Source organism: Micromonospora maritima (assembly GCF_902825405.1).
GTDB lineage: Bacteria > Actinomycetota > Actinomycetes > Mycobacteriales > Micromonosporaceae > Micromonospora > Micromonospora maritima.
Window position 1 is genome coordinate 1 of the sequence record NZ_CADEAU010000031.1, and the last position, 24,564, is coordinate 24,564.

A 24,564-nucleotide genomic window follows, 5' to 3' on the forward strand; every position below is an offset into this window, starting at 1 on the left:
CGGGCGGCCCGCCGAGGCGCTGGCCGCGTACGAGCGGATCCGGGAGCGGCTCGCCGAGGAGCTGGGCGTGGACCCCTCGCCCGAGCTGCGGGCCGCACACCTGGCGCTGCTGCGGGGCGAGGCGGCACCGGCACCCGTGTCCGCCGGGCGGCGGGGCAACCTGCGGGCGGCGCTCACCACGTTCGTGGGGCGGGACGAGGACCTGGGCCGGCTCACCGGGCTGCTCGCCGGCAACCGGCTGGTCACGCTCATCGGCCCGGGTGGGGCCGGCAAGACCCGGCTGGCGAGCGTCGCGGCGGACCGGCTGGCCGACGCTGTGCCCGGCGGGGCCTGGCTGGTCGAGCTGGCGCCGATCACCGACCCGGCCGACGTGGCCCGGGCCGTGCTCGACACGGTGGGCCGGCGGGAGCGGACGCGGGAAACGGTCCGGCCCACGCTCCGCGATACGCTCGGCCGGCTGGTCGACGCGATCTCCGCCGACGAGACGCTGATCGTGCTGGACAACTGCGAACATGTCGTCGAGGCCGCCGCCCGGCTCGCCGAGGAACTGCTCGGCCGCTGCCCAGGGCTGCGCGTGCTGGCCACCTCCCGGGAGCCGCTGGGCATCGTCGGTGAGGCGCTGGAACCCGTACCACCGTTGCGCCTGCCGCCGGCCGACGCCAGCCCGGGCGACGCGGCCGTGTACCCGTCGGTGCAGTTGCTGCGCGACCGGGCCGTGGCCGTGCGGGCCGGTTTCGCGGTGACCGACGACAACGTCGCGGACGTGGTGGAGATCTGCCGCCGGCTCGACGGCATGCCGCTCGCGATCGAACTGGCGGCGGCCCGGCTGCGGACGCTGTCGCCCCGGCAGGTCGCGGCCGGCCTGGACGACCGGTTCCGGCTGCTGACCGGCGGCAGCCGCACCGCGCTGCCCCGGCACCGGACGCTGCGGGCGGTGGTGGACTGGAGCTGGGGGTTGCTCACCGACGACGAGCGCCGGCTCGCCGAACGGCTGGCGGTCTTCCCGGCGTCGGTCACCGCCGAGTCGGCAGCCGGCGTCGCCGGACCGGCCGCCGCCGCGCTGCTCGACGCGCTCGTCGACAAGTCGCTGCTCCAGGTGGTCGACGACGGCCGGTTCCGGATGCTGGAGACCATCCGGGAGTACGGACTGGAGCGGCTCGCCGCCGCCGGGGAGGGCGCCGGGGCGCGGGCCGCGCACGCCGCGTACTTCCGGGACCTGGTCGGCACCGCCGAGCCGCACCTGCGGACCGCCGGCCAGCTGCCCTGGCTGCGACTGCTGGAGGCGGAACGGGAGAACATCGTCGGGGCGCTGCACCATGCCTGCGACGCCGGTGACGCCGACACCGCGCTGCGGATCGGCGCGGGGCTGGCGCTGCCCTTGACGATCTGGGGCGACGACGGCGGCATCGGCGGTGACGTGCTGGCCCGCGCACTCGCGTTGCCCGGGCCGACGCCGCCGGGAGAGCGGGCCGTGGTGCTCGCCATCCGTGTCGTCACGGAGATGTTCCACAGCGCCCGCGAGCCGACGCCGGAGCGGGTCGCCGAGCTGACCGACGCCGTACGCGCGGCCCAGGGGAGCGGGCACCCGCTGGTGGCGCTGCTCGAACCGGCGCTGTCCATCTTCACCGACGACACGGCCGCCGGGATCGCGGCGGTCGACCGGGCGCGCGGGCACCCCGACCCGTGGACCGACGGGACGCTGCTGGCCATGCGCGGCCAGATCAGGGAGAACGACGGCGACGCCGAGGGCATGGTGCGCGACCTGACCGGGGCGGTCGAGGAGCTGCGCGCGGTGGGCGAGCGGTGGAGCCTGTCGATGGTGCTGAGCCAGTACGCCGACGCGCTGACCAAACGCGGCGACTTCGCGGCGGCCACGGCCGCGCTGGAGGAGTCGGCGCGACTGGTCCGCGAACTCGACCCGACCGCCGAGCCGGGCTTCCAGTTGATCTGGCTGGCGACCATCCGCGCCCGCTCCGGCGACGTGGCCGGCGCCAAGGCGGAGCTGCGCCGGTTCGTCGCCGACCGGATGGCCGACCGGGACGGCCGGGACGCCGCGTTCGGGCTGATGATGCTCGGCGACATCGCCCGGCTGGAGGGCTCGCTCGACGAGGCGGGGGAGTGCTTCGCCGAGGCGATGCGCCGGCAGGACGAGGCGCCGCTCGTCGCGCCGCAGTTTCGCGGGCTGCTGCTGGCCGCGATGGCGCACCTCGCGCTCGCCCGGGGCGACGTGCCGGGCGCCCGCCGTGCCCTGGACGAGGCCACCGTCCGAGGGCTGTCCGCGCGGGACATGCCGGTGGTGGCGATCATTGCGGTCGGCTGGGTGGCGGTCGCCGAGGCGGAGGGCCGCTACCAGCGGGCCGCCGAGCTGCTCGGCACGTCCGACGCGCTGCGCGGCTGGCCGGACCGCTCCAACCCGGACGCGCAGCGGCTCGCCGAACGGCTGCGGGCCGCGCTGGGCGAGGACGGCTACGCCGCCGCGTACGCCCGGGGGCACGGCCTGAGCCGGGCCGACGCCCTCGCGTTCGTGGGCGGCGACCCGGCCCGGTGAGCCGGTCAGGCGCGACGGCGGTAGGCCCGTACGGCGAGCGGCGCGAACACCGCGATGATCGCCACGGTCCAGAGCAGCGACCGGGTCACCGGCCCGGCGACCGGCCCACCGATGATCAGCCCTCGGGCCGCCTCCATCACGTCGGCCACCGGGTTGATCCCGACCCACCACTGCAACCACCCGGGCAGCGTGTCGGTCGGCACCATCATGTTCGTGCCGAAGGTGAGCGGGAACAGCACCAGGAACGCGGTGCCCTGCACGGCGCCCGGGCTGCGCATCACCACGCCCAGCAGCACGCCGATCCAACTGACCGCGAACGCGAACGCGATGGTCAGCAGGCAGGCGGCCAGCGTGGACAGCGGGTCGGTACCGATCCGGAAGCCGATGGCGTAGCCGAACGCGAACAGCACCACGATGGAGACCACGAACCGGACCAGGTCGCCGACCACGGAGCCGACCAGCGGCGCGGACCGGGCGATGGGCAGGCTGCGGAACCGGTCGAAGACGCCCTTCTCGACGTCGGTGTTGAGGCTGACGCCTGTCGCGATGGACGCGAAGAGCACGGTCTGCACCATGATCGCCGGTAGCAGGAACTCCAGGTACGCGTGCTGCGAGCCGGAGATCGCGCCTCCGAGCAGGTAGACGAAGATCAGCACGAAGATGATCGGCTGGAGCGTGACGTCCAGCAGCTGCTCCGGCGTGCGGAGCGTCTTGATCAGGCTGCGACCGGCGAGCGCGAGGCTGTGCCGGGCCAGTCCGAACCGACGGGCGGCGCCCCGGGGCGCGCGGGTGCGGGGCGGCGTGGCCGCCGCGCGGGTGGTCGTGGTCATGCCGCCACCTCCGTGGGCTCGTCGGCGCCGTGGCCGGTCAACGTGAAGAACACCTCGTCGAGGCTGGGCAGCCGCAGTGCCAGCTCGACCACCCCGATGCCGGCGTCGTCGAGCCGGCGGACCACGGCGGTGAACGGGGCGTCGCCCTCGACCGGCACGGTGAGCAGGCCGGGGCGGGGCAGCTCGGGTTCGGCCCCGGTGCTGGCGCGCAGGATCTCGGCGACCTCGCCGATCCGGTCGGGCTCGGTCGGCCGGACCACGATGGTCTGGCTGCCGGCGATCCGCTTCAGCTCGCCGGGCGTGCCGTGGGCGATGACCCGACCGTGGTCGATCACCGAGATCTCGTCGGCGAGCGCATCGGCCTCGTCCAGGTACTGCGTGGTCAGCAGCACGGTCGAGCCGTCGTCCACGAGCGAGCGGACCACGCCCCACATCTCCTCGCGCTTGGCCGGGTCCAGGCCGGTCGTCGGCTCGTCCAGGTAGATCACCTCCGGCCGGCCGACCAGGCTCGCGGCCAGGTCCAGCCGGCGGCGCATGCCACCGGAGTACGTCTTGGCCGGCCGTCCGGCCGCCTCGGTCAGGTCGAACCAGGCGAGCAGTTCGGCGGCCCGGGCCCGGGCGTCGCGGCGGCTCAGGTCGAGCAGGCGACCGATGAGCACCAGGTTCTGCGTACCGGTCAGGTCCTCGTCGACCGAGGCGTACTGGCCGGTGAGGCCGATCAACCGCCGTACCTCGGCGGCGTCGGCGACCACGTCGTGGCCCCCGACGGTGGCGCGCCCGGCGTCCGGGCGCAACAGGGTGGCGAGGATCCGCACCGCCGTGGTCTTGCCGGCGCCGTTGGGCCCCAGCACCCCCAGCACGGTCCCCCGTCGTGCGGCGAGGTCGATCCCGGCCAGCGCGGTCGTGGTACCGAACCGCTTGACCAGGCCCTCTGCCTCGAATGCGTACGTCATGGCACCGACCATGGCCGGTGGCGCTGGCAGCGGACGCACACGACGCTGACACCGGCGCGCACATGCAACAAATGGTTGCGCGTCGGGCCGGCGGCGGCTAGCGTCATACGCAACCAACGGTTGCAGGAGGTTGCCATGGAGTACGGAACCATCGAGCGGGAGATCTTCGTCGAGGCGTCGCCCGAGATCGTCTTCGAGGTGGTGAGCAGCCCCGAGCACCTGTCGCGATGGTGGCCCGACGAGGCCCGGTACGACCCGACCCCCGGCGTGCCCGGGGAGATCGTCTTCGGCGACACGGTCGTCCCGTTCACCGTCGTCGACGCCCGGCCGCCCCGGACGTTCTCGTTCCGCTGGACGCACCCCGCCGGCGAGGCCCCGGTGGAGGGCAACTCGCTGCTCGTCACGTTCGAGCTGACCCCGTCCGGCGCCGGCACCCTGCTGCGGATGACGGAGACCGGCTTCCGGGAGATGGGCTGGGAGATCGCCGTGCTGGAGCAGCAGTACCGGGACCACGTCAGCGGCTGGGACCACTTCCTGCCGCAGCTTCCGCCCTACGCCGCGACGCTTGCCGTCCGGCCGTGACCAGCACCCTGGTCGAGCCGGTCGACGACGACCTGTGGTCCGCGATCGGGGACCCGACCCGGCGCCGGATGCTCGACCTGCTGCTCGCCGAGGGCGGCGGCACCGCCACCTCCCTGAGCCGGCAGATGCCGGTGACCCGCCAGGCGGTGGCCAAGCACCTCGGCGTCCTGGACCGGGTCGGTCTGGTCCGGGGCGACCCGGCCGGCCGCGAGCGGCGCTACCGCGTCGACGACGCCCAGCTCGCCCGCGCGGTGGCCCAACTCGCGTCGGTGGGCTCCGCCTGGGACGCCCGCCTGCGGCGGATCAAGCGGATCGCCGAGGAGATCCAGCGCGCCCGAACGGAATGACGAGACGAGGAGATCGAGATGGTGGACATCCTGCACCGGATCGGGGTGCGTACCCCGGACCCGACGAGGACCTACGAGGCGTTGACGACAGTCGACGGGCTGGCCGGCTGGTGGACCGACGACACGAAGGGCAGTCCCGAGGTCGGTGGCGTCCTCGAGTTCCGTTTCCCGCCCGGCGGGTTCGACATGGAGGTCGTCGAGCTGCGGCCGTCCGAGCGGGTGGTCTGGCGGGTGGTGGACGGCCCGCCGGAGTGGGTCGGCACCACTGTCGAGTGGGACCTGCGCCAGGACGGCGACTGGACGATCGTGCTCTTCGCCCACCGGGGCTGGCGCGAGCCGGTCGAGTTCATGCACCACTGCGGCACCAAGTGGGGCTCGTACCTGATGAGCCTGAAGTCGCTGGTGGAGACCGGGGAGGGTGCGCCGTCGCCGCGCGACGTGCGGATCAGCGACTGGCACTGAGCGGATCGTGCCCGGGGCCGGCGAGCAGGGCGCGGTGCGCGGTCCAGAGCCAACCCAGATAGGCGCGCAGCCGCTCCGGGGTGGCGATCCAGCCCTCGTCGGGATACCGGAGCAACCGGCTGACCTCGCCGGCCACCAGGTCGTACCCGCACGCCCCGCTCTCCGGCACCGGGGCGTGCGGGTCGACCGCCACCGGCAGCGGGACCATCGGGACCCGCAGGCCGGCGTCGTCCGCGGCCCGCAGCACGGTGAGGTAGACCCGGACCAGGTGGTACGGGGAGACGACAAGCGCGAGACTGCCGATGCCCAGCGCCCGCACCCGGTCGACGATCCACCGGGCCTGCCGGCCGGTGTCGCCGGCCGGCTCGGCCTGGAGCACGACCCCCTCCAGCCGACGCAGCCCGAGCGCCCGCAGGCGGTCCAGCGTGAGCGGGCGGTAGGTCCGCTCGGTCTCGTTGGTGCTCGCCACCAGCAGGTGGCGCCGCGCCGGCCCGGCCTCCCAGGCGCGGATCGCGTCGGTGAGACGCCAGTCCTCGCCCTGGCCGGTGGGGACCACCAGCGCGTCCACCCGCCCCGCCGCGTCGCCGGGCAGGGTGAGCACCATCGTGACCGCCTCCAGCAACGCCAGGAACCGGTCGGCCGGGACGTCCGCGAGCGCCTCCGCCGGCACGATCCGCGGTGGCGCGCCCGGTGGGCGGGACACTCTCGTCACGCCTGGAGATCCTGCCAGCACCCCATGGGAAACGAGTACGCATGCTCATCCGTCCGCCCGCGCGGGGCGGCAGGATCTCCAGGTGTGACGACGAGACGTGCGGTGCTCGGCGGGCTGGTCCTCGCGGCGGCCACGGCCGGCGCCTGGTGGGCCTGGCTGAGCTGGGAGTCCGGCTGGACCGTGGACCCGGAGACCGGCGCGACCAGCGGGCCGTACGCGGTCCGGCAGGTGGCCGCCGCGGTGCTGACCCTGGTGGCGCTCGCCGTGGCCGGCGGCTGGTGGCTGAACACCTGGCTGGTCGCCTCGGTGATGACGGTGGCGTTCACGGTGCCGTGGGCGGCGCACGCCGCCGCCGGCGACGACACCGGCCTGTGGGCGATCGGGGCGGCGCTGGTGGCGATCGGGACCTCGATCGGGGCGACCGTGGTCGCCGGCGGCGCCGGTTGGCTGCGCCGCCGCACGGCGTGACGACCGGTAGGACGGCCAGGGGCCCCGCCGAAGCGGCGGAGCCCCTGGCGTCACGGACCTTCGCTCAGGCGAGCGTCGCCAGGTAGTCGGGGTTGGCCTTCAGCCACTCCTCGACCGCCTTCTTCTCGTCGCCCTTGTGCGTGTTGAACATCAGGTCCTCCAGCGACGCGAGCTGGTCACCGTCCATCTTGAACTTCTTCAGCATCGCGGCGACCTCGGGGAAGTCCTCGCTGAAGCCTTGCCGACCGAACGTGTTGATCTGCTCGGCCTTGCCCAGCGTGCTCTTCGGGTCGGTCAGGTCCTTCAGCTCGTACTTGGCGTAGGCCCAGTGCGGGTGCCAGAGCGTGACCACGATCGGCTTCTTGTCCGCGATGGCGCCGTCGAGCGCGGCCAGCATGGCCGGGGTGGAGGAGGTCTTGAGCTTCATCGAGCCGTCCAGGCCGTACTGTGGGAGCACCTGCTCCTGGGTGGCCTTGGTGAGGCCGGCGCCGGGCTCGATGCCGATCATCTCGCCGCCGAACGTGCCAGCCTTACCGGCCAGGTCGGCCAGCGAGTCGACGCCCTCGACGTACTTCGGCACCGCGATGCTGAGGCTGGCGTCGTCGTGCCACACGCCCAGCTTCTCCAGCTTGTCGCCGTACTTCTCCACGTAGGAGGCGTGGGTCAGCGGCAGCCAGCCGTCCAGGAACAGGTCGATGTCGCCGTTCGCGAGACCGCCGTAGACCAGCCCGGCCTCCAGGTTCTTGAGCTGGACCCGGTAGCCCTTGTCCTCCAGGATGTGCTGCCACAGGTTCGAGGCGGCGATCGCCTCGTCCCAGGCCATGTAGCCGATGGTGATCTTCTTGCCGGCGCCGGACGCGTCGTCCGACTTCTCACCGCAGGCGGTCGCACCGCCCAGGGCCAGGGCGGCGGTCACCGCCAGCGCGAGGACGCGCTTCACTGTCGTGAACACAGAACTTCCCTTCCTTTTCGGGGTGCCGGCGGTTCCGCGTACGCGGAACCAGGGGTGCCGGCGGGGAGGGCGACGGTCAGGCGGCCTCACGCGCGTGGCGCTGCGCCCGCGCGGAGGGAAACCGGTCGCCCACGGAATCGGTGAGCCGGTCCAGCACGACGGCGAGGACCACGACCGCGATCCCGCCCTCGAAACCGCTGCCCACCTCGACCTGGGAGAGCGAAAACATGATCACGTCGCCGAGTCCGCCGGCGCCGACCATGCCGGCGATGACCACCATGGACAGGGCCAGCATGATCACCTGGTTCACGCCGGTCATGATCGTCGGCAGCGCCAGCGGGAGCTTGGTCCGCAGCAGCACCATCCAGGGCGGCGCGCCGAAGGACTCGGCCGCCTGCACGATCTCCTTGTCGACCTGGCGCAGGCCCAGCTCGGTCAGGCGGACGCCGGGCGGCATGCTGAACACGAGCGTGGCCAGCACGCCCGGCACCGTGCCGATGCCGAAGAAGAAGATCGCCGGGATCAGGTAGACGAACGCGGGCATCGTCTGCATCAGGTCCAGCACCGGCCGGGCCAGCGCGGAGGCTCGCCGGTTCTCGGCCACGAGGACGCCCAACGGGATCGCCAGCAGCAGCGCGAGCACGCTGGCCACGAGCACCTGCGCGAGCGTGCTCATGGTCTCCTCCCAGTACGGCATCCCGGCCACCAGGCCGAGGCCGACCGCGGCGCCGAGGCCGAACCTCCAGCCGCGCAGCCACCAGCCCAGCGCGGCCAGCACCGCGACGACCGCCACGGCGGGTACGCCATTGAGCATCTGGTCGAGCGGGCTGACCAGGGCCTCGACCACGGAGGCGACAGCGTCGAAGACCGGGCCGAGGGTGCGGGTGGCCCAGTCCACGGCGGACTCCGTCCACTCACCCAGCGGGACCCGGGGCAGGGCGGCGTCGAGCGGGGATTCGCGCAGGCTCATGCCGGGATCTCCTCTCCGCCGACCAGTTCCGCCTCGGCGGGCCCGGTCGCGGGGTCGGCCGGGGGCGGGACCGGCGGGTGCGGCGCTTCGTCGGGGGTGGCGCTGGCGAGCGCGCTGAGCAGGGTGATCCGGGGGATCACCCCGGTCAGCCTGCCCCGGTCGTCAAGCACGGCCACCGGGTGCTGGCTCTCCGCGCAGTCGGCGAACAGGTCGGCCACGGCGGTGTCCTCGGTGACGGTGCGGACCCGCTCGCCCGAGACGTACCCGTCGAGGTTCGACCGGTTCTCCCGAAGCGCGCGCAGCACCTCGTCCTCGGTGACCGTGCCGAGGAACCTCTTCCCCGGCCCGGTCACGTAGACCACCGAGGTCTGACTCTCCCGCAGCGCCCGGGCGGCGACCCGGGGGCCGGCGTTGACGTCGAGGACGTGGTGCGGCTTCTCCATCACGGAGGCGGCGGTCAGGATCCGGGTCCGGTCCACGTCGGCCACGAACTGCGCCACGTAGTCGTTCGCCGGATCGGTGAGGATCTCCTCGGCGGTGCCGATCTGGACGATGCGGCCGTCGCGCATCACCGCGATCCGGTCACCGAGGCGCATCGCCTCGTTGAGGTCGTGGGTGATGAAGACGATCGTCTTGCCCAACTCGGCCTGCAACTCCAGGAGCTGGTCCTGGATCTCACGACGGATGAGCGGGTCGAGCGCCGAGAACGCCTCGTCCATGAGCAGGATGTCGGTGCCGGCGGCCAGCGCCCGGGCCAGGCCGACCCGCTGGCGCATGCCGCCGGAGAGGTCGTGCGGGAGCTTGTCCGCCCACTCGGTCAGCCCGACCATGCGCAACGCGTCCATCGCGCGCTCCCGCCGCTGCGCCTTGGGCAGGCCGGCGACCTCCAGCGCGTAGCCGGCGTTCTCCAGCACGGTGCGGTGCGGCATGAGCGCGAAGTGCTGGAAGACCATGCTGACCTTGTCCCGACGCAGCCTGCGCAGCGCGGCCGGTTTGAGCGAGGTCACCTCGACCCCGTCGATCCGTACGCTGCCCGCGGTGGGGCGGAGCAGGCCGTTCAGCATCCGGATGAGGGTCGACTTCCCGGAGCCGGAGAGGCCCATCACGACGAAGATCTCGCCGGGGCGTACCTCGAAGGTCGCGTCGATGACGGCGGCCGTGGCCGGCAGGCCGGCCAGTGCCTCGGCGCGCGGTGCGCCGCCCGCCAGGCGTCTTACCGCCTCGTCAGCTCGACTTCCGAATATCTTGTGGAGCGACTTCACTGCGAGCGCGGACACGATCCCCTCTCCGACGCCGGTCGTCGGCGGACCACGCCGACGGAGGCAGTCTTCGCGTCTCGTCCGTCATATCAACATCGGTCACATCGGGTGGGCCATCAGGGCCGGCCGAGAAACCTACCGACGTCATCGCCGCAAATCCAGCCGGGACTGCGGGGAATGTGGATCTGCACACAAAAAGCAGTCGTCGAATTCGGTCGTCCGGGCCTTCGGGGTGCGCCCGCCCCGCCCGCCCGGAGGCCGCGTTTCCAATGATCAGAGCGCTTCTTGTCCGAACCGTCGGGCGGCGTGAACGTCGGTTGGGCGGCACTCGCGAACATGAAGGCGCTGATAGCAAATCGTCGCGTGATTGTCATACTCGGATCCGGCTCGAACAATCGGCGGTGGCGCGGGAAAAGGGGACGCGCCGGACCGCGTGTCGAATTCCGTCGAAACGATTCACGGGAATGTGGCGAGGTGAGGACCGCGTCGTGTCACTCCGTCCGACGGGCGCCGGACGGGCCAGGGCATACTCGCCGGATGTCCGATCAGGTCCGTGCCCGGCGGGTGGCGGCGGTGGTGTCGCCGATGCTGACCGCGCTGCGCGAGGGCACCCGCGACCACCACGTCGTGGTGGAGCGCCGGCTGGCCCTGCCCGACCGGATCCGTGTCCGGAAGGACCTCGGCGCCACGCTCGCCGCGCTGCTCGACGCCTGGGCGCCGCTGGAACGGGACCTGGCCGCCGCCGACTGGACCGGGTTGCCGGTCGGTGCCCGGCTCGGTGAGGCCGCCGCACTGCTCCGGGCGGACCTGGCCGCGCTCGGTGTGGTGGACGACGTCGACCCCGACCGGACGTCCGGCGTCCTCCTGGACACCACGGCGCGGGCGGTCGGCGGCCGGTACGTGCTGCTCGGCAGCGCCCTGGGCGGCAGCGTGATCGCTCCCGTGGTGGAGCGCCGGCTCGGCCTGTCCGAGGGCGAGGCGACAGGCTTCTTCCGGCGCAGCGGCCGTGCCCCGGGTGTCGACTGGCGCGACTTCCGTCAGGCGCTGGCCGGGCGCGACTGGTCGTCCGCGGAGCGGCGCGACGCCGTCGAGGCCGCGCGGCAGACCTTCGAGTTCGTCGGTCGTACCGCCGCCGTCCGCGCTTCGGGCTGACGGCGGCCCGATCGGCGGCGGCCGGGTCGGTGGTCGTGCCGGTGGTGGCCCGGTCGACCCGGCTCGTCAGCCCGGGCCCAGCTCCCGGGCGACGGTTCGCAGTGCCCGGGTCAGCTCCTTCGCCGAGGGCGCGGCGTCCGGGTCGACCAGCCACTGGGCCGCCACGCCGCCGAGCAGCGCCTGGTGGAACGCGCCGAGCGTGAGCGCGGTCGCCTCGTCCGTGCCCGGGTCGAGGCGGTGGAACACCTCGGCCAGCCCGAGTCGCGCCCGGCGGTTGGCGGCGGCGAACGCCTCGCGCAGTTCGGGGGAGCGGTCCATCCGGGCGATCAGCTCGAACTGGACCGCCCACAGTGGCCGTAGCCGGGAGAACGACTCGATGATCCGTTCCCAGGCCCGCTCGAACCGCTGCTCGGGACCGGCGTCCGGGCCGGCGTCCTGATCCAGCGCGCGGTCCAGTTCCTCGCCCCACTCCGCCATCGCCGCGACGAGTGCCTCGTCGAGCAGCGCCCGCGTGGTGCGGAAGTGGTAGCCGATGGCGGCCAGGCTGGTGCCGGCCGCGGTGGCCACGTCCCGGGCGGTCGTGGCCGCGTAGCCCTTCTCGATCAGGCAACGCTTCGCTCCGGCGAGCAGATCCTCCCGATTACCCATGCCGGACAGCCTACCGAGGTGTTGGAATTCTGTCTTGCACAAATGTCTCACACGCTTGTACCGTCAGCGCATGACCGATGTGCTGATCTCCGGTGGCGGTGTCGCCGGTTCCGCCCTCGCCTGGTGGCTGCGCCGCCACGGCTTCCGACCCACGGTCGTGGAGCGCGCCGCGACGCCGCGCGACGGCGGCTACAAGGTGGACGTCCGGGGTGCGGCGCTGACCGTGCTGGACCGGATGGGCCTGACCGGTCCGGTGCGGGCGCACGACACCGGCATGCGCCGGGCCCGTTTCCTCGACCGGCGGGGCCGGCAACTCGCCACCATGGACGCGGCCCTCTTCGGCGGCCGGACCGGGGGCGACGTCGAGATCGTGCGCGGCGACCTGACCCGGATCCTGCGGACGGCCACCGGCGACGTGGAACACCGCTTCGACGACTCGGTCACCGCGCTGTGCCCCGACGCCGACGGGGTGGACGTGACGTTCGCGCGGGGCGCGCGCCGCCGCTTCGATCTGGTGATCGGCGCCGACGGGCTGCACTCGACGGTGCGCCGACTCGCGTTCGGACCCGAGTCGGCGTACCTGCGCCCGCTCGGGCACCACATCGCGATCTGCACCGTGCCCGCCGGATTCGGCGAGGAGCGGGTCGAGCTGCTGCACCCCGCTCCCGGGCGGACCGTCGGCGTCTACCGGACCGCCGGCGCACCGGACGCGCGGGCGCTCTTCCTCTTCCGCTCGCCGGTCGACGCCGCCGACGACGGTGACCCCGCCGGGCAGCGCGCGCTGCTGGCCCGGGCCTTCGCCGGTTCCGGATGGCGGGTGCCCGAGCTGCTCGCCGCGCTGCCGGACGCGCCGGACCTCTACCTCGACGCGATGAGCCAGGTCCGGATGGAGCGCTGGTCGGCCGGCCGCGTCGGCCTGGTGGGCGACGCCGCGTACGCCGCCTCGCCGGCCTCCGGCCAGGGCACCAGCCTGGGCTTGGTCGGCGCGTACGTGCTGGCCGCCGCACTGGCCGAGGCGGGTGGGCAGCCGGCGGCCGGCTTCACCGCGTACGAGCGGCGGATGCGGCCGTTCGTCGCGGCGAACCAGGCACTTGCCGAGCGCAACCTGAAGGGGATGGTGCTCGGCTCGGCCCGGCAGATCCGGTTCCAGACGACGATGCTGCGCCTCCTGCCGCACCTGCCCGGACGGGAGCGGATGGTCAGCCGGGTGGCCGAGCCGATCCGGCGGGCATCGGACGCGATCACGCTGCCGGACCCGCCGGCCCGGGCGGCCTGAGGCTCAGGGGCGGTCCAGGCGCTCGGCGTACGCGTCGCGCAGCTCGCCCCAGCCGAAGTCCTTCGCCTCCGCGCCCCGGATCGGGCCGACCGGATCGCCGTCGAGCAGGTGCCCGGCGACGTCCAGGCAGAGGTGCCAGCCGGCGGCCACCATCGGGGCGAGGTCGGGTCGGTCGATCCGCTGCCGCAGGGTGAGCGTGCTGCCGGCGCCGGCCGGGGTCAGCTCCCAGCGGAGCAGGGCGTCGCCCCAGGTGTACTCCAGCAGGCGTGGCCGGTCGGCGCGCAGCACCCGGGCCGGCGCCGGGTGCGTCCGGTCGCCGTCGACGGTGCGCAGCGTGGTCTCCCCGGGGCTGCCGAGGTCGCGGTCGGACAGGAACGGCGCCCACCGGGCCAGCTGCTCCGGGTCGGTGAGGGCGGACCAGACCTTCTCCGGCGGGTGCCGGAGGTCCCGCACGAGCACCAGGTCCCACCGGCCGGCCCCGGGGACCAGTTCGACGTCGGCGAGCGGGCCGGGGCGGAACTTGTCGCGCTGCATGATCACTCCTGACTGTCGAGGTGGCGCTCCAGGGCGTCGAGGTGCGTGTCCCACATCCGCCGGTACGGCCCGAGCCAGTCGTCCACCGCCCGCAGCGGCCGGGTGTCGACCCGGTAGATCCGCCGCTGCGCGGCGGTGCGGCAGGTGACCAGGCCGGCCTCGCGCAGCACCCGGAGGTGTTTGGAGACGGCCGGCTGGCTCATCCCCAGCGCGTCCACCAGGTCACCGACGCTGCTCTCCGCCCGGCGCAGCCGGTCGAGGATGCGGCGGCGGGAGGGCTCGGCCAGCACGGCGAAGGCATCCACGGACACGCTCGTAACATGCCGCACTGGTTATATGCTTGTCAAGGAATAGGAGCGCGCGCTGCCGCGTCGCCGCCGGGTCCATATGCTCGGGGCATGGAACTGCGGATCTTCACCGAACCCCAGCAGGGGGCCAGCTACGACCAGTTGCTCGCCGTGGCGCGTCGCGCGGAGGAGACGGGGTTCGCCGCGTTCTTCCGCTCCGACCACTACCTTAAGATGGGCTCGGTGAGCGGGGACCCCGGTCCGACCGACGCCTGGACCACGCTCGCCGGCCTGGCCCGCGACACCACCCGGATCCGGCTCGGCACGCTGATGAGTGCCGCCACGTTCCGGCTGCCCGGCCCGCTCGCCATCACCGTGGCGCAGGTCGACCAGATGAGCGGCGGCCGGGTCGAGCTGGGCATCGGCACCGGCTGGTACGCCGAGGAGCACGCCGCGTACGGCATCCCGTTCCCGGCGCTGGGGGAGCGGTTCGACCGGCTGGAGGAGCAGCTCGCCGTCATCACCGGCCTCTGGTCCACCCCGCCCGGGTCGACGTTCGACTTCCCCGGCGCCTACTACCCGGTCAGCGACTCACCGGCGCTGCCCAAGCCGGTGCAGCGGCCCCGCCCGCCGATCCTGCTCGGCGGCATGGGCCCGAAGCGCACGCCCCGCCTCGCGGCCCGCTACGCCGACGAGTTCAACCTGCCGTTCGCCTCGGTCGACGACACCAAGGCGCAGTTCCAGCGGGTGCGCGACGCCTGCGCGGAGATCGACCGGGACCCGTCCACCATGACCTGGTCCAACGCCCTGGTGCTGTGTTGCGGGCGCGACGACGCCGAGGTGGCCCGGCGGGCCGCGGCGATCGGTCGGGACCCGGACGAGCTGCGCGCGAACGGCGCCGCCGGCACGCCCGCCGAGGTGGTCGACACGCTCGGCCGGTACGCCGCGACCGGCAGCGCCCGGGCCTACCTCCAGGTGCTCGACCTGGCCGACCTGGACCACCTGGAGCTGGTCGCCGCCGAGGTGATGCCGCAGCTCTGAGCGCCGGCTCGCGGGGCGCGGCGCGCCGTGCCCGGGCTACCGGGCGCACGACGGTGCACCGGGTCGGCTCGCCCCGGCTGGATTCGGCCTGGCCTGGCTTGGCCCGGTTTGGCTCGGCCTCGGCCTCCGCCTGGCCTGGTCTTGCTCGGCCCCCCGGCGTGGCCTGGCCCGGTCCGATCCGGTCCTGCCCGACCCGGGTCGGGTCCGGCTGGGCCTGGCTCGGTCCCGCTGGGCTTTACTCGGCCCGGCCCGAGCAAGCCCTGTGTAGTCGGGCCCTCCTGAGTCGGGCCAAGGCTTGTCGCCAAGTGCGATATGACTCAGAGTCATAATTATGACTCTGAGTCATATGAGGTTCGAGGGAACATTGCTTCTGGTGCAGCGTTTCGGAGGGTGGCCGCACCCCCGGAACAGCGACCTGCGTCAGGCAGACGAATCGGCCGAGCCGCCGTGGCCAGGCGAGAGTCGAGCCGGCCGACAGTAGGTGTGGGAACCGGGCGGCGCGGGAGGGCCGCGGACCGGGGCCGAGCAGGGGCCGGGGCGGGGCCGAGCGGGGACCGAGGGCGGGTCTGGACCGGAGCGCGCCGAGACGGCCCGGCGCCGCGCCTTCGGGCGGGCCGGGTCACAACGGTCGGTCAGTCGGGCCGGGTCAGCCGGCCGTCGCCCGCCGCACCGTGTCGAGCCGGCCGTCCCGGTCGCTGTCCAGGTACGTCACGTCCGGGACGCCGTCGCCGTCCAGGTCGATCTGCACCACGTCGGCCACGCCGTCGCCGTCGAGGTCGGTCACCACCTCGACGGACCCGTCCAGGTGCCGGGTCACGATCGACCGGCCCTGCCCGGCACGCGGCGGCGGCCCCGGCCGGGGCACCGGATCCGGCTCGGGCTCCGGGGTCGGCACCGGCGTCGGCGCGGTCGCCCGGGGCGTGAGGTCGGGGTCCACGCCGGTCGGATCGATCTCCTCCTCCGACGGGTACACGTCGCCGCTGAGGCTCGGGTCGCGGTAGCTGCTCATCCGCCCAGGATTCCCGCTCGGCCCCCGGAGCAACCCTGTCCGTGCCCGGTGGCGGATGATGCAGCCCATGACCGACACCAACTGGGCCGGGAACGTCCGCTGGTCGGCGCGGGAGCGGCACCGGCCGACCTCCGTGGACGAGGTGCGCCGGCTGGTCGCCGGGGCGGACCGCGTCCGGGCGGTCGGCACCGGTCACTCCTTCAACCGGCTCGGCGACACGGCGGGCACGCAGATCACGCTCGCCGGCCTGCCGCCCACCGTCGCGCTCGACCCCGACCGGCGCACCGTCACGGTCGCCGCCGGCGTGCGCTACGGCGACCTGGCCACCGCGCTCCACCACCAGGGGTACGCGCTGCGCAACCTCGCCTCGCTCCCGCACATCTCGGTGGCCGGCTCGGTCGCCACCGCCACCCACGGGTCCGGACCGGCGAACGGCAACCTGGCGACCGCCGTGGCGGCGCTGGACCTGGTCACCGCCGACGGTGACCTGCTGACCGTCGACCGTACCGACCCGAGGTTCGCCGGGCTGGTGGTGAACCTTGGCGCGCTGGGCGTGGTCACCCGGCTCACCCTCGACGTGGTGCCGACGTTCGAGGTGCGGCAGTACGTGCGACTCGGCCTGCCCCGCGAGGCGCTGGACGAGGCGCTCGACGCCGCGTACAGCGTCAGCGTCTTCACCGGGTGGCGGTCGGACCGCTTCGACCAGGTGTGGATCAAGCAGGACGCCGACCAGGCGCCGCCCCCGGCCGACTGGCTGGACACGGTGGCCGCCGACACGCCCCGGCATCCGGTGCCGGGCATGTCGCCGGAGCACTGCACCGCCCAACTCGGCGAGGCCGGGCCGTGGCACGAGCGGCTGCCGCACTTCCGGCTCGGCTTCACCCCGAGCAGCGGCGACGAGCTTCAGTCCGAGTGGCACGTGGCCCGCGCCGACGCGGCGGCGGCGCTCGCCGCGCTCGACCCGGTCGCCGGGCGGATCGCCGCCGTGCTCCAGGTCTGCGAGCTGCGTACGGTGGCCGCCGACGAGCTGTGGCTGAGCCCGAACTTCCGGCGGGACACGCTGGCGGTGCACTTCACCTGGGTCGGTGACCCGGTGGCGGTGGCGCCGGTGCTGGCCGAGGTGGAGCAGCGGCTCGCTCCGTTCGCGCCGCGCCCGCACTGGGGCAAGCTCTTCGAGCGCGATCCGGCGGCGGCGTACCCCCGGCACGGCGACTTCCAGGCTCTGCTGCGCGAGCTCGACCCGGCCGGGAAGTTCCGCACCGCGGAGATGGACGTCTACTTCCCCCGGGACTGAATTCAGCGCCCGGCGGGCATCTGCTGGCGCAGGGTGCCGCGCTGCACGGCGCGGCTGATGTCGCTGGGCGAGACGATCCCGACCAGCCGGTCGTCGACCACCACCAGCGCCCGGCCGTCGGTGCACTCGTTGAGCCGGGGGAGCAGGTCGTTGAGCTGCTCGTCCGGGCGGGCCAGTACCAGCTCGTCGGCCCGGCAGGACACCTCGGCCAGCGTGGTGGACGCGCGGCGGTCCGCCGCGATGCCGCGTACCCGGTCGAGCGTGACCAGGCCGACCGGCCGCCCGTCGGAGGTCAGTGGCAACGCCGAGTGCCGGTACGCGAAGAGGTAGTGGTCGACGAAGTCGGCCACGGTCAGGTCGCCGGACGCGGTCTGCGGCTGCGGCGTCATCACGTCGCCGACCCGGATGCCGCGCAGCGCGTCGCCCATCCGGGCGGCGCGCTCCTCCTGGCCGGCCGCGCCGATCAGGAACCAGCCGATCAGCGCCAGCCAGAGCCCGCCGAACCCGGCGCCGACCAGGAACCGCCACAGCCCCAGACCGATCAGCAGGAGGCCCAGCACCCAGCCGGCCCGGGCGGCCACCACCGACGCCCGGGTCCGGTCGCCGGTGGCCTTCCACACCGCCGCGCGCAGCAGCCGCCCGCCGTCCAGCGGCGCGGCCGGCAGCACGTTGAAGATCGCCAGCAGCACGTTGATGCCGGCCAGCCAGGACAGCGCGCCGAGCAGCAACCCGCCTCCGCCGGCCGCCGCGACCGCCACCGCGATCGTGCCGAACACCACGCCGATGATCAGGCTGACCAGGGGCCCGACGCCGGCGATGCGCAGCTCGGCGCCCGGGTCCTTCGCCTCGCCCTTCAACTCGGCGACGCCGCCGAAGAGCCAGAGCGTGATCCCCTCGACCTCGATGCCGTTGCGCTTGGCCACCACCGCGTGCGACACCTCGTGGGCGAGCAGGCCGAGGAAGAAGACCACGGCCGCGGCCAGGCCGGCGGCGACGTAGGCGAACGTCGAGTTTCCCGGGTACGAGCGCGGGAACAGGCTCGCCGCCAGCGACCAGGCGATCAGCACGAAGATGACCAGGACGCTCCAGTTGACGCCGACGGGTACGCCCGCGACCCGGCCGAGCCGGAAACTCGCCCTCATGTCCCTGTCATACCCGGCGCGGGCACCGCCACACCAGGGCCGAACGACACCGAGCCTCGGCCCACCGATCAGTCAGCGGTGCTTGCCGGAACCACCCAGGTGGTCGGCTGACCGGTGATCGCCGTTATCAGGTCGAAGTCGCCGTCGTAGTGCAGCACCGTCGCGCCATGCCGTTCGGCGGTGGCCGCTATCAGCAGATCGGCCATGGAAAGCGCCCGGTGGTTGCCCTTGTGTAGCGCCTTCACCTGCACGTCGATCGCTCGATCCCAGATGTCGTCGGGCATCGGCAGCCAGTCGAAGCCGCGCAGCAACCATCGCACCCGTTGCGCCTCCTTGGCCGAGCGGGCGCTGTGCACCACCTCGATCTCGATCGCGCCGCAGACAGCCAGCAGGCCCCGATCGGACAACTCGTCGAGCACCGGCGCCACAGCGGGCTTCGGCCATCTGGCCAGAGCGGACGTGTCGAGGAGATAGTGCTCGCGGGTCATGCCGCTTCGGGCTTCGTGGCCTGCGGCGGGTCGGTGAGGTCCGGCAGGCCGCCGCTCTTGAGCCAGTCGGCGAACTCCCGCCGCTTCTCACGATTGACCACAGCTTGCAGGGCGGCGTTGACGGTGGCCTTCTTGGTGCCGGTGCCGAGAATTTCGGCAGCCTCGGCCAAGAGGTCGTCGTCGACGTCGATGATGGTGCGGGACACCGCGCGCCTCCTCGTCCGGCAGGTGAACGGTGCGATGAGATCAATTTTCTCCGACAGAGATATATCCTGCCGTCTCCGGCCCGGCGGGTCAGCGTCGGGGCGCCTCGCTGACCACCGTCGGCGAGAACTCGTTGGCCGCCTCCACCGCCCACTCCAGCGCGAAGTCGGCCTCCTCCTCCCAGCCCGGCTCGCCGCCGACGAAGTGGGACCGGCCGGGGAACTCCCGGTAGCTGGTGAGCGCGGTGGAGCTGCGGTAGAGGTTGGCCAGGCTGACGGCCAGCGACGCCGGGACGACGTGGTCCTCGCCGCCGGCGGTGATCAGCAGCGGGGCCCGGTCGGCGCGTTTCCTGTCCACCTCGGTGGCCGAGTCCGGGTCCAGGTTGGCGAACGAACCCTCGAACAGCACGTGTCCGGCGCCGGGGACGGCGTACCGCTCCCAGGCCGCGTCGGACTGCTCCTGGCTTATCGTGTTGCCGAAGGCGTACCGGAAGTCCTCGGCGGTGAACGGCACCGCGCGGTGGCGGTTGGCCGGGTTGTGCAGGATCGAGAAGCCGGATCGCAACGTGCTCAGCGGCAGCTTGAGCACACCCTTGACCGGCGCGGGGTGCACGCCGACGACGGCCGCCCCGAGCCGGCGGTCGAGCAGCAGCTGGGCGATCAGGCCGCCGAACGAGTGCCCCATGATGATCGGCGGGCGGGGCAGCTCACGGATGATCCCCGCGTAGTGGTCGACGATGTCCCGGATGCGCTGCCCGGCGATCGGCGTCGGGTCGGCCCGCAGCTCGGCCGGATCCCGGTCCATGCCGGGCCACGCCGGGGTGAGCACCCGGAAGCCGCGCGCCGCGTAGCGGTCCGCCCAGTGCTCCCAGCTGCGCGAGGTCATCCAGAGCCCGTGGATGAGCACGACGGTGTCGACGCGTCCGGTCGGTACGCCCATGCCGCGGCTTACCCCGCCCGCCCGCTCTCACTCCCGCTCGGCCCACGCGGTGCGGGGGTGGGCGCCGCGGGCCTGACAGATGTCACGGGTGGACCGTGACGGGCGCTCCGGGGGACCGGGGCCGGCGGGTCGGAGCATTCTTGGCATGACCGACACCGCACCGGCCGTCGAACTGGCCGGACTCACCAAGACCTACGGCCCGGTGACCGCCGTCGACGGGCTCAGCCTGCGGATCACTCCCGGTGAGGTGGTGGCCTTCCTCGGCCCCAACGGCGCCGGCAAGACCACCACCGTCGACATGCTGCTCGGGCTGGCCCGGCCGGACGCCGGCACGGTCCGGCTCTTCGGCGGCACCCCGGCCGACGCCGTCCGGCACGGCCGGGTCGCCGCCGTGATGCAGACCGGCGGCCTGCTCAAGGACCTCACGGTCGCCGAGACGGTACGGATGACCGCGCACTTCTACGGCCACACCCGACCGGTGGCCGAGGTGCTGGAGCGCGCCGGCATCGCCGAGATCGCCGACCGACCGGTGGGCAAGTGCTCCGGCGGCCAGCAGCAGCGGCTGCGCTTCGCCCTCGCGCTGCTGCCCGACCCGGACCTGATGGTGCTGGACGAGCCGACCACCGGCATGGACGTCGAGGGCCGACGCGACTTCTGGCAGGCGATCCGGGCCGACGCCCGCTCCGGCCGCACCGTCCTGTTCGCCACCCACTACCTGGACGAGGCCGACGCGTACGCGGACCGGATCGTGCTGGTGCGGCAGGGACGGGTGGTCGCCGACGGGACCACCGCCGAGATCAAGAACCTGGCCGCCGGCCGGGTGGTGCGGGCCACGCTGCCCGGCGCCGACCAGGCGGCGCTCGCCGCGCTGCCCGGCGTCCGCTCCGTCGAGGTACGCGGCGACGCGATCCTCGTGCACAGCGAGGACTCCGACGTCGTCGCCCGGCACCTGTTGACCCGGACCGGCGCCCGGGACCTGGAGATCACCTCACGCAACCTCGAGGACGCGTTCCTCGCCCTGACCGCAGCCTGACCGACCTGCCGGGAGCCTCGCCATGACCGCCACGACCTCACCCGACACCACCACCGACGCGCGCCGGGCCGACCGCCGGCCGCCCGCCCTGGGCGGCTTCTCCACGGGCGTGCTCGCCATCGAGATCCGCCGGGTGCTGCGCAACCGCCGCACGCTGATGTTCATCCTGGTCATGCCGGCGGTGTTCTTCCTCCTGTTCGGACTGCCGTCGCGCGGCGACAAGCTGGACAACGGCCTGCCGGTCACCGGCTGGATCATGATCAGCCTGGCCGTGTACGCGGCCATGGTCGCCACCACCAGCGCCGGCGCCGCCGTCGCCACCGAACGCGCGCTGGGCTGGAGCCGGCAGTTGCGGCTGACCCCGCTGCGCCCGGCCGCGTACGTGGCGACGAAGGTGGTCACCGCGATGGTGCTCGGCCTGCTCGGCGTGCTCGTCGAGTTCGCTGTCGGCGCCGCCTCCGGGGTCCGGCTGCCGGCCCACGTGTGGCTGGAGTCCGGTCTGACCGCCTGGATCGGTTCGCTGGTCTTCGCCGCGTTCGGCCTGTTCGTCGGCTACCTCGCCCCGGCCGAGAACGTCATGCAGTTCATGGGCCCGGCGCTGGCCATCCTGGCCATGCTGGGTGGCCTGTTCGTTCCTCTCGATCTGCTGCCCGACGTGATGCGGCAGATCGCCACGTTCACCCCGGTGTACGGGGTCGGTCAGCTCGCTCGCGCGCCGCTGACCGGCACCGGGGTGGACTGGGCGGCGGTTGCCAACGTGGCCGCCTGGACCGCGTTCTTCGGCCTCGGCGCGGCCCGGCTGTTCCGCCGGGACACCACCCGGGTCTGAGCGGGGTCTAGCGTGGTCGGCGTGACGTCGCCGCCCGACCGGGTCCGGCCGGTGAACCGCCACTGGCGGTTCACCGGCTGGCTCCTGGCGGCGGTCTGGCTGTTCTTCCTCAACATCCCGTTCGTCACCGCGCTGCACCAGCCGGAGCTGTGGCGGCGGTTGCTCGGGCTCGCCTCGGTGGTCGCCTTCGGCGTGGCGTACGTGCTGATCTTCGAGTGGGCCCGGGCCCGCCGGCAGCGGCACCTCCCGATCCCGCTCGGTCGGGCCCGGTCGCTGCTCGCGTCGCTGCTCGCGATCGGCCTGGCCGGCATCCCGGGCACCGGCGGCGACTGGCTGACCACATTGGTCTTCGTGGCCGCCGCCGCGGTGTTCCTGCTGCCGTCGGTGGAGGCCCTGGTCGTGGTGGTGCTGGCCGCGGCGACGCCGCCGGTGACCTCGCGTCTCGTGCCCGGCTGGGAGGCGGAGAGCACCGTGGTCTTCGCGGTGCTGCTCGCCTCGTTCGCCATGTTCGGGGTGAGCCGGCTCGCTCAGCGCAACGGTGAGCTCCAGGCCGCGCAGCGGGAGATCCACCGGCTGGCGGTCGCCGAGGAGCGCGCCCGCACCGCCCGCGACCTGCACGACATCCTGGGGCACTCGCTCACCGTGGTGGCGGTCAAGGCCGAGCTGGCCGGCCGGCTGCTGGAACTGGATCCGGCCCGGGCGGCCGCGGAGATCGCCGACGTGGAGCGGCTGGCCCGGGAGGCGCTGGCGGACGTGCGCGGCACCGTCGGGGCGTACCGCGGGGTGGACCTGGCGTCCGAACTGGCCGGCGCCCGGTCGGCGCTGGCCGCCGCGGGCGTCGTCGCGGAGCTGCCCGAGACGGTGCCGGAGCTGCCGGCGGACCGGGACGAGCTGTTCGGCTGGGCGGTCCGCGAGGGGGTGACGAACGTGGTGCGGCACAGCGGCGCGCGGCGCTGTGTGATCCGGGTGGACCCGGCGGGGGTGGAGGTCCGCGACGACGGCCGGGGACCGGCCGGCGAGCCGGCGGGCGCCGGGCACGGGCTGGTCGGGCTGCGGGAGCGGGCGACCCGGTTGGACGCCACCGTGACGGTGGCCCGGGCCCCCGGCGGGCGCGGTTTCCTGCTCCGCGTCACGGTGCCGGACACGGACGGAAGGAACCACGGGTGACCGAGCAAATCCGACTGCTGCTCGCCGACGACCAGGCGCTGGTCCGGGGCGCGCTGGCCGCGCTGCTGTCGCTGGAACCGGACCTGACCGTGGTGGCCGAGGTGAGCCGGGGCGACGAGGTGGTGCCGGAGGCGCTGCGCACCGGTCCGGACGTGGCGTTGCTCGACGTGGAGATGCCCGGCCTGGACGGGGTGGCCGCGGCGGCCGCGCTGCGGAAGGCGCTGCCCACCTGCCGGGTGCTGGTGGTGACCACGTTCGGTCGACCCGGCTACCTGCGCCGGGCGATGGAGGCGGGCGCGAACGGCTTCGTGGTCAAGGACACCCCGGCCCGGCAGCTCGCCGACGCGGTCCGGCGGGTGCACGCCGGCCTGCGGGTGGTCGACCCGACGCTGGCCGCCGAGACGCTGGCCACCGGGTCGAGCCCGCTCACCGAGCGGGAGACCGAGGTGCTGCGTACGGCGCGGGGCGGCGGCACGGTGGCCGAGCTGGCCGCGACGCTGCACCTGTCCGAGGGGACGGTCCGCAACCATCTCTCGTCCGCGATCGGCAAGACCGGCGCCCGCAACCGGGCCGACGCGGTGCGGGTGGCCGAGGCCAACGGCTGGCTGCTGGGTTGAAGGAAGGGCCCCCTCTTAACGCCTCCGGTAGAGGAAGGGTCCCCTCTTAACAGAAGGTGTTAACAAGGGGCCCTTCCTTGCACGGCCGGGCGGTCAGGGGAGGCGGTCGACGACCACGAGGCTGGTGCCGGGTTCGAGCTCGGCGAGGAGTTGGCGCTGGGCGCCGCGGGTCAGGCGGATGCAGCCGTTGGTGACGTTCTCACCGAGCGTGTCGTCGTTGTACCAGCTGTGCAGTCCGATGTGGGCCCCGCGCAGTCCGGTCGGCACCGCGTCCGGGTCGTCGGGGATCGCGCCGAGGGCGAAGATGTCGACGCCGCCGTAGACGTCCTGCGGGGGTGGGGTGCGACCCAGCACGAACGTGCGGCCCAGCGGCGTGAGCTGGCCGGACATGCCGAGGCTGACCGGCCAGGAGCGCACCGCGCGCCCGTCCCGGTTCCAGGTGAGCCGGTGCGTGCGGCGCTCCACCACGATCTGGTCGCGCAGCGCCACCGTGGTCCAGCCGCCGGAGGGCAGCCAGGCGACGGTGCGGTTGGCCGAGGGGAGCAGCACCGCGGTCCAGCCGGCGCGGCGTTCGACGATCGGCACGGTCAACCGGACCCCGCTGATGGTCGGGGCGAGGAAGGCCAGCGGTCGTCCGCCGGGCGCGTCGTAGGCGGCCACGTTCCGGTCCGGGCGCAGCCCTTCGCTCAGTGGGCCGGTGTCGGCCGGGGCCGGGTCGGCCGGGAAACCGCGTGGCGCCGGGTCGTAGGTGACCACCGGCAGGTCGGCGGGGGCGGGCGCGGCGGGCGGGACGGACTCCCGCGGCGACGGGCTGGCCGGGG

At 73.7% G+C, this 24,564-nt stretch carries 28 protein-coding genes; 13 read left to right on the top strand and 15 right to left on the bottom strand.

All coding sequences use genetic code 11. The features are described 5' to 3' along the window. Nucleotides 1-2,548, top strand: a 2,548-nt coding sequence (locus tag HUW36_RS34840; RefSeq protein WP_174527187.1) for an ATP-binding protein, incomplete at its 5' end; no start/stop codon positions are given. 5 nt (nt 2,549-2,553) lie between these two features. Here the strand turns inward: HUW36_RS34840 and HUW36_RS06005 are convergent. Together HUW36_RS06005 and HUW36_RS06010 are read right to left on the bottom strand one after the other, a co-directional pair. Beyond that, nucleotides 2,554-3,378 carry an ABC transporter permease gene (locus HUW36_RS06005; protein ID WP_174527188.1) on the bottom strand — a complete coding sequence of 275 codons (825 nt, stop codon included), beginning with the start codon at nt 3,376-3,378 and terminating at the stop codon, nt 2,554-2,556. Further along, on the bottom strand, nt 3,375-4,331 hold the full coding sequence (locus HUW36_RS06010; protein ID WP_174527189.1) for an ATP-binding cassette domain-containing protein: 957 nt from the start codon (nt 4,329-4,331) through the stop codon (nt 3,375-3,377). Before HUW36_RS06010 ends, HUW36_RS06005 begins: the two co-directional genes overlap by 4 nt. A 135-nt stretch (nt 4,332-4,466) precedes the next feature. Here HUW36_RS06010 and HUW36_RS06015 point away from each other — a divergent pair, with 135 nt between their 5' ends. From HUW36_RS06015 to HUW36_RS06025, 3 genes are read left to right on the top strand one after another with little or no spacing between them, the layout of a single operon-like run. After that, complete coding sequence (locus HUW36_RS06015; RefSeq protein WP_174527190.1) at nt 4,467-4,913, top strand: SRPBCC family protein; 447 nt, start codon at nt 4,467-4,469, stop codon at nt 4,911-4,913. Nucleotides 4,914-4,921: 8 nt separating this feature from the next. Next, a complete protein-coding gene (locus HUW36_RS06020; RefSeq protein ID WP_425487219.1) occupies nt 4,922-5,260 on the top strand; it encodes an ArsR/SmtB family transcription factor in 339 nt (112 codons plus the stop codon). 18 nt (nt 5,261-5,278) lie between these two features. Beyond that, a complete protein-coding gene (locus HUW36_RS06025) occupies nt 5,279-5,722 on the top strand; it encodes an SRPBCC family protein (protein WP_174527192.1) in 444 nt (147 codons plus the stop codon). Here HUW36_RS06025 and HUW36_RS06030 read toward each other — a convergent pair. Then, nucleotides 5,706-6,434, bottom strand: coding sequence for a hypothetical protein (locus tag HUW36_RS06030; protein ID WP_246247915.1), 729 nt, complete (start codon nt 6,432-6,434; stop codon nt 5,706-5,708). The genes HUW36_RS06025 and HUW36_RS06030 overlap by 17 nt on opposite strands. 84 nt (nt 6,435-6,518) lie before the next feature. Here HUW36_RS06030 and HUW36_RS06035 point away from each other — a divergent pair, with 84 nt between their 5' ends. Continuing rightward, complete coding sequence (locus HUW36_RS06035) at nt 6,519-6,902, top strand: hypothetical protein (RefSeq protein ID WP_174527193.1); 384 nt, start codon at nt 6,519-6,521, stop codon at nt 6,900-6,902. A gap of 64 nt (nt 6,903-6,966) precedes the next feature. On the opposite strand, the gene HUW36_RS06040 is transcribed toward HUW36_RS06035, so the two are convergent. The 3 genes from HUW36_RS06040 to HUW36_RS06050 form a co-directional block, all read right to left on the bottom strand. Continuing rightward, the gene (locus HUW36_RS06040) at nt 6,967-7,854 is read right to left on the bottom strand and encodes a glycine betaine ABC transporter substrate-binding protein (protein WP_174527194.1); all 888 of its coding nucleotides are present in this window, start codon (nt 7,852-7,854) and stop codon (nt 6,967-6,969) included. Nucleotides 7,855-7,930: 76 nt separating this feature from the next. After that, nucleotides 7,931-8,824 carry an ABC transporter permease gene (locus HUW36_RS06045; RefSeq protein ID WP_174527195.1) on the bottom strand — a complete coding sequence of 298 codons (894 nt, stop codon included), beginning with the start codon at nt 8,822-8,824 and terminating at the stop codon, nt 7,931-7,933. Beyond that, nucleotides 8,821-10,101: a quaternary amine ABC transporter ATP-binding protein gene (locus HUW36_RS06050; protein ID WP_174527196.1), complete on the bottom strand. Its 1,281-nt coding sequence runs from the start codon at nt 10,099-10,101 to the stop codon at nt 8,821-8,823. Before HUW36_RS06050 ends, HUW36_RS06045 begins: the two co-directional genes overlap by 4 nt. Nucleotides 10,102-10,620: 519 nt before the next feature. On the opposite strand from HUW36_RS06050, the gene HUW36_RS06055 reads away from it, so the two are divergent. Further along, entirely contained in the window at nt 10,621-11,235 is a 615-nt protein-coding gene (locus HUW36_RS06055) for a biliverdin-producing heme oxygenase (RefSeq protein ID WP_174527197.1), read from the top strand. A 66-nt stretch (nt 11,236-11,301) separates the two neighbouring features. Here the strand turns inward: HUW36_RS06055 and HUW36_RS06060 are convergent, their stop codons facing one another. Next, nucleotides 11,302-11,883 carry a TetR/AcrR family transcriptional regulator gene (locus HUW36_RS06060; protein ID WP_174527198.1) on the bottom strand — a complete coding sequence of 194 codons (582 nt, stop codon included), beginning with the start codon at nt 11,881-11,883 and terminating at the stop codon, nt 11,302-11,304. A 70-nt stretch (nt 11,884-11,953) separates the two neighbouring features. Between HUW36_RS06060 and HUW36_RS06065 the strand changes: the two genes are divergently transcribed. Then, complete coding sequence (locus tag HUW36_RS06065; RefSeq protein ID WP_174527199.1) at nt 11,954-13,159, top strand: FAD-dependent monooxygenase; 1,206 nt, start codon at nt 11,954-11,956, stop codon at nt 13,157-13,159. A gap of 3 nt (nt 13,160-13,162) precedes the next feature. Here HUW36_RS06065 and HUW36_RS06070 read toward each other — a convergent pair whose 3' ends face one another. Together HUW36_RS06070 and HUW36_RS06075 are read right to left on the bottom strand one after the other, a co-directional pair. Further along, a complete protein-coding gene (locus tag HUW36_RS06070; RefSeq protein WP_174527200.1) occupies nt 13,163-13,693 on the bottom strand; it encodes an SRPBCC family protein in 531 nt (176 codons plus the stop codon). Between the two features lie 2 nt (nt 13,694-13,695). Then, the gene (locus HUW36_RS06075) at nt 13,696-14,004 is read right to left on the bottom strand and encodes an ArsR/SmtB family transcription factor (RefSeq protein ID WP_174527201.1); all 309 of its coding nucleotides are present in this window, start codon (nt 14,002-14,004) and stop codon (nt 13,696-13,698) included. Nucleotides 14,005-14,091: 87 nt separating this feature from the next. On the opposite strand from HUW36_RS06075, the gene HUW36_RS06080 reads away from it, so the two are divergent. Further along, nucleotides 14,092-15,021: an LLM class F420-dependent oxidoreductase gene (locus HUW36_RS06080; protein ID WP_174527202.1), complete on the top strand. Its 930-nt coding sequence runs from the start codon at nt 14,092-14,094 to the stop codon at nt 15,019-15,021. A 646-nt stretch (nt 15,022-15,667) separates the two neighbouring features. On the opposite strand, the gene HUW36_RS06085 is transcribed toward HUW36_RS06080, so the two are convergent. Further along, nucleotides 15,668-16,030: a hypothetical protein gene (locus HUW36_RS06085; protein WP_174527203.1), complete on the bottom strand. Its 363-nt coding sequence runs from the start codon at nt 16,028-16,030 to the stop codon at nt 15,668-15,670. A 67-nt stretch (nt 16,031-16,097) separates the two neighbouring features. Between HUW36_RS06085 and HUW36_RS06090 the strand changes: the two genes are divergently transcribed. Further along, nucleotides 16,098-17,324 (top strand): FAD-binding protein, encoded by a 1,227-nt coding sequence (locus tag HUW36_RS06090; protein WP_281357496.1) that lies wholly within the window; start codon nt 16,098-16,100, stop codon nt 17,322-17,324. A gap of 2 nt (nt 17,325-17,326) precedes the next feature. Here HUW36_RS06090 and HUW36_RS06095 read toward each other — a convergent pair whose 3' ends face one another. The 4 genes from HUW36_RS06095 to HUW36_RS06110 all read right to left on the bottom strand — a co-directional run bounded on the left by HUW36_RS06095 (nt 17,327) and on the right by HUW36_RS06110 (nt 20,097). After that, nucleotides 17,327-18,466, bottom strand: coding sequence for a site-2 protease family protein (locus HUW36_RS06095; protein WP_174527204.1), 1,140 nt, complete (start codon nt 18,464-18,466; stop codon nt 17,327-17,329). 68 nt (nt 18,467-18,534) lie between these two features. Continuing rightward, a complete protein-coding gene (locus HUW36_RS06100) occupies nt 18,535-18,954 on the bottom strand; it encodes a PIN domain nuclease (RefSeq protein ID WP_174527205.1) in 420 nt (139 codons plus the stop codon). After that, nucleotides 18,951-19,160 carry a type II toxin-antitoxin system VapB family antitoxin gene (locus tag HUW36_RS06105; RefSeq protein WP_174527206.1) on the bottom strand — a complete coding sequence of 70 codons (210 nt, stop codon included), beginning with the start codon at nt 19,158-19,160 and terminating at the stop codon, nt 18,951-18,953. The genes HUW36_RS06100 and HUW36_RS06105 overlap by 4 nt, the downstream gene beginning before the upstream one ends. Before the next feature lie 88 nt (nt 19,161-19,248). Next, nucleotides 19,249-20,097 (bottom strand): alpha/beta hydrolase, encoded by an 849-nt coding sequence (locus HUW36_RS06110; protein WP_174527207.1) that lies wholly within the window; start codon nt 20,095-20,097, stop codon nt 19,249-19,251. Nucleotides 20,098-20,242: 145 nt separating this feature from the next. Between HUW36_RS06110 and HUW36_RS06115 the strand changes: the two genes are divergently transcribed. The 4 genes from HUW36_RS06115 to HUW36_RS06130 are packed head-to-tail and all read left to right on the top strand — an operon-like array spanning nt 20,243 to nt 23,743. Continuing rightward, nucleotides 20,243-21,130 carry an ABC transporter ATP-binding protein gene (locus HUW36_RS06115; protein ID WP_174527208.1) on the top strand — a complete coding sequence of 296 codons (888 nt, stop codon included), beginning with the start codon at nt 20,243-20,245 and terminating at the stop codon, nt 21,128-21,130. Between the two features lie 22 nt (nt 21,131-21,152). Next, on the top strand, nt 21,153-21,959 hold the full coding sequence (locus HUW36_RS06120) for an ABC transporter permease (RefSeq protein WP_174527209.1): 807 nt from the start codon (nt 21,153-21,155) through the stop codon (nt 21,957-21,959). 21 nt (nt 21,960-21,980) lie between these two features. Beyond that, on the top strand, nt 21,981-23,126 hold the full coding sequence (locus tag HUW36_RS06125) for a sensor histidine kinase (RefSeq protein WP_174527210.1): 1,146 nt from the start codon (nt 21,981-21,983) through the stop codon (nt 23,124-23,126). Next, nucleotides 23,123-23,743 (top strand): response regulator transcription factor, encoded by a 621-nt coding sequence (locus tag HUW36_RS06130; protein ID WP_174527211.1) that lies wholly within the window; start codon nt 23,123-23,125, stop codon nt 23,741-23,743. The genes HUW36_RS06125 and HUW36_RS06130 overlap by 4 nt, the downstream gene beginning before the upstream one ends. A 93-nt stretch (nt 23,744-23,836) precedes the next feature. Here the strand turns inward: HUW36_RS06130 and HUW36_RS06135 are convergent. Beyond that, the coding region (locus HUW36_RS06135) for a L,D-transpeptidase (protein WP_174527212.1) at nt 23,837-24,564 on the bottom strand (728 nt) is incomplete at its 5' end.

Bases quoted from the DNA above. Each gene is read 5' to 3' on its own strand.
- HUW36_RS06055 (WP_174527197.1), top strand. From the start codon at position 10,621: ATGTCCGATCAGGTCCGTGCCCGGCGGGTGGCGGCGGTGGTGTCGCCG.
- HUW36_RS06110 (WP_174527207.1), bottom strand. From the start codon at position 20,097: ATGGGCGTACCGACCGGACGCGTCGACACCGTCGTGCTCATCCACGGG.
- HUW36_RS06070 (WP_174527200.1), bottom strand. From the start codon at position 13,693: ATGCAGCGCGACAAGTTCCGCCCCGGCCCGCTCGCCGACGTCGAACTG.
- HUW36_RS06120 (WP_174527209.1), top strand. From the start codon at position 21,153: ATGACCGCCACGACCTCACCCGACACCACCACCGACGCGCGCCGGGCC.
- HUW36_RS06095 (WP_174527204.1), bottom strand. From the start codon at position 18,466: ATGAGGGCGAGTTTCCGGCTCGGCCGGGTCGCGGGCGTACCCGTCGGC.
- HUW36_RS06060 (WP_174527198.1), bottom strand. From the start codon at position 11,883: ATGGGTAATCGGGAGGATCTGCTCGCCGGAGCGAAGCGTTGCCTGATC.
- HUW36_RS06045 (WP_174527195.1), bottom strand. From the start codon at position 8,824: ATGAGCCTGCGCGAATCCCCGCTCGACGCCGCCCTGCCCCGGGTCCCG.
- HUW36_RS06065 (WP_174527199.1), top strand. From the start codon at position 11,954: ATGACCGATGTGCTGATCTCCGGTGGCGGTGTCGCCGGTTCCGCCCTC.
- HUW36_RS06010 (WP_174527189.1), bottom strand. From the start codon at position 4,331: ATGACGTACGCATTCGAGGCAGAGGGCCTGGTCAAGCGGTTCGGTACC.
- HUW36_RS06085 (WP_174527203.1), bottom strand. From the start codon at position 16,030: ATGAGCAGCTACCGCGACCCGAGCCTCAGCGGCGACGTGTACCCGTCG.
- HUW36_RS06080 (WP_174527202.1), top strand. From the start codon at position 14,092: ATGGAACTGCGGATCTTCACCGAACCCCAGCAGGGGGCCAGCTACGAC.
- HUW36_RS06100 (WP_174527205.1), bottom strand. From the start codon at position 18,954: ATGACCCGCGAGCACTATCTCCTCGACACGTCCGCTCTGGCCAGATGG.
- HUW36_RS06005 (WP_174527188.1), bottom strand. From the start codon at position 3,378: ATGACCACGACCACCCGCGCGGCGGCCACGCCGCCCCGCACCCGCGCG.
- HUW36_RS06115 (WP_174527208.1), top strand. From the start codon at position 20,243: ATGACCGACACCGCACCGGCCGTCGAACTGGCCGGACTCACCAAGACC.
- HUW36_RS06025 (WP_174527192.1), top strand. From the start codon at position 5,279: ATGGTGGACATCCTGCACCGGATCGGGGTGCGTACCCCGGACCCGACG.
- HUW36_RS06090 (WP_281357496.1), top strand. From the start codon at position 16,098: ATGACCGACACCAACTGGGCCGGGAACGTCCGCTGGTCGGCGCGGGAG.
- HUW36_RS06015 (WP_174527190.1), top strand. From the start codon at position 4,467: ATGGAGTACGGAACCATCGAGCGGGAGATCTTCGTCGAGGCGTCGCCC.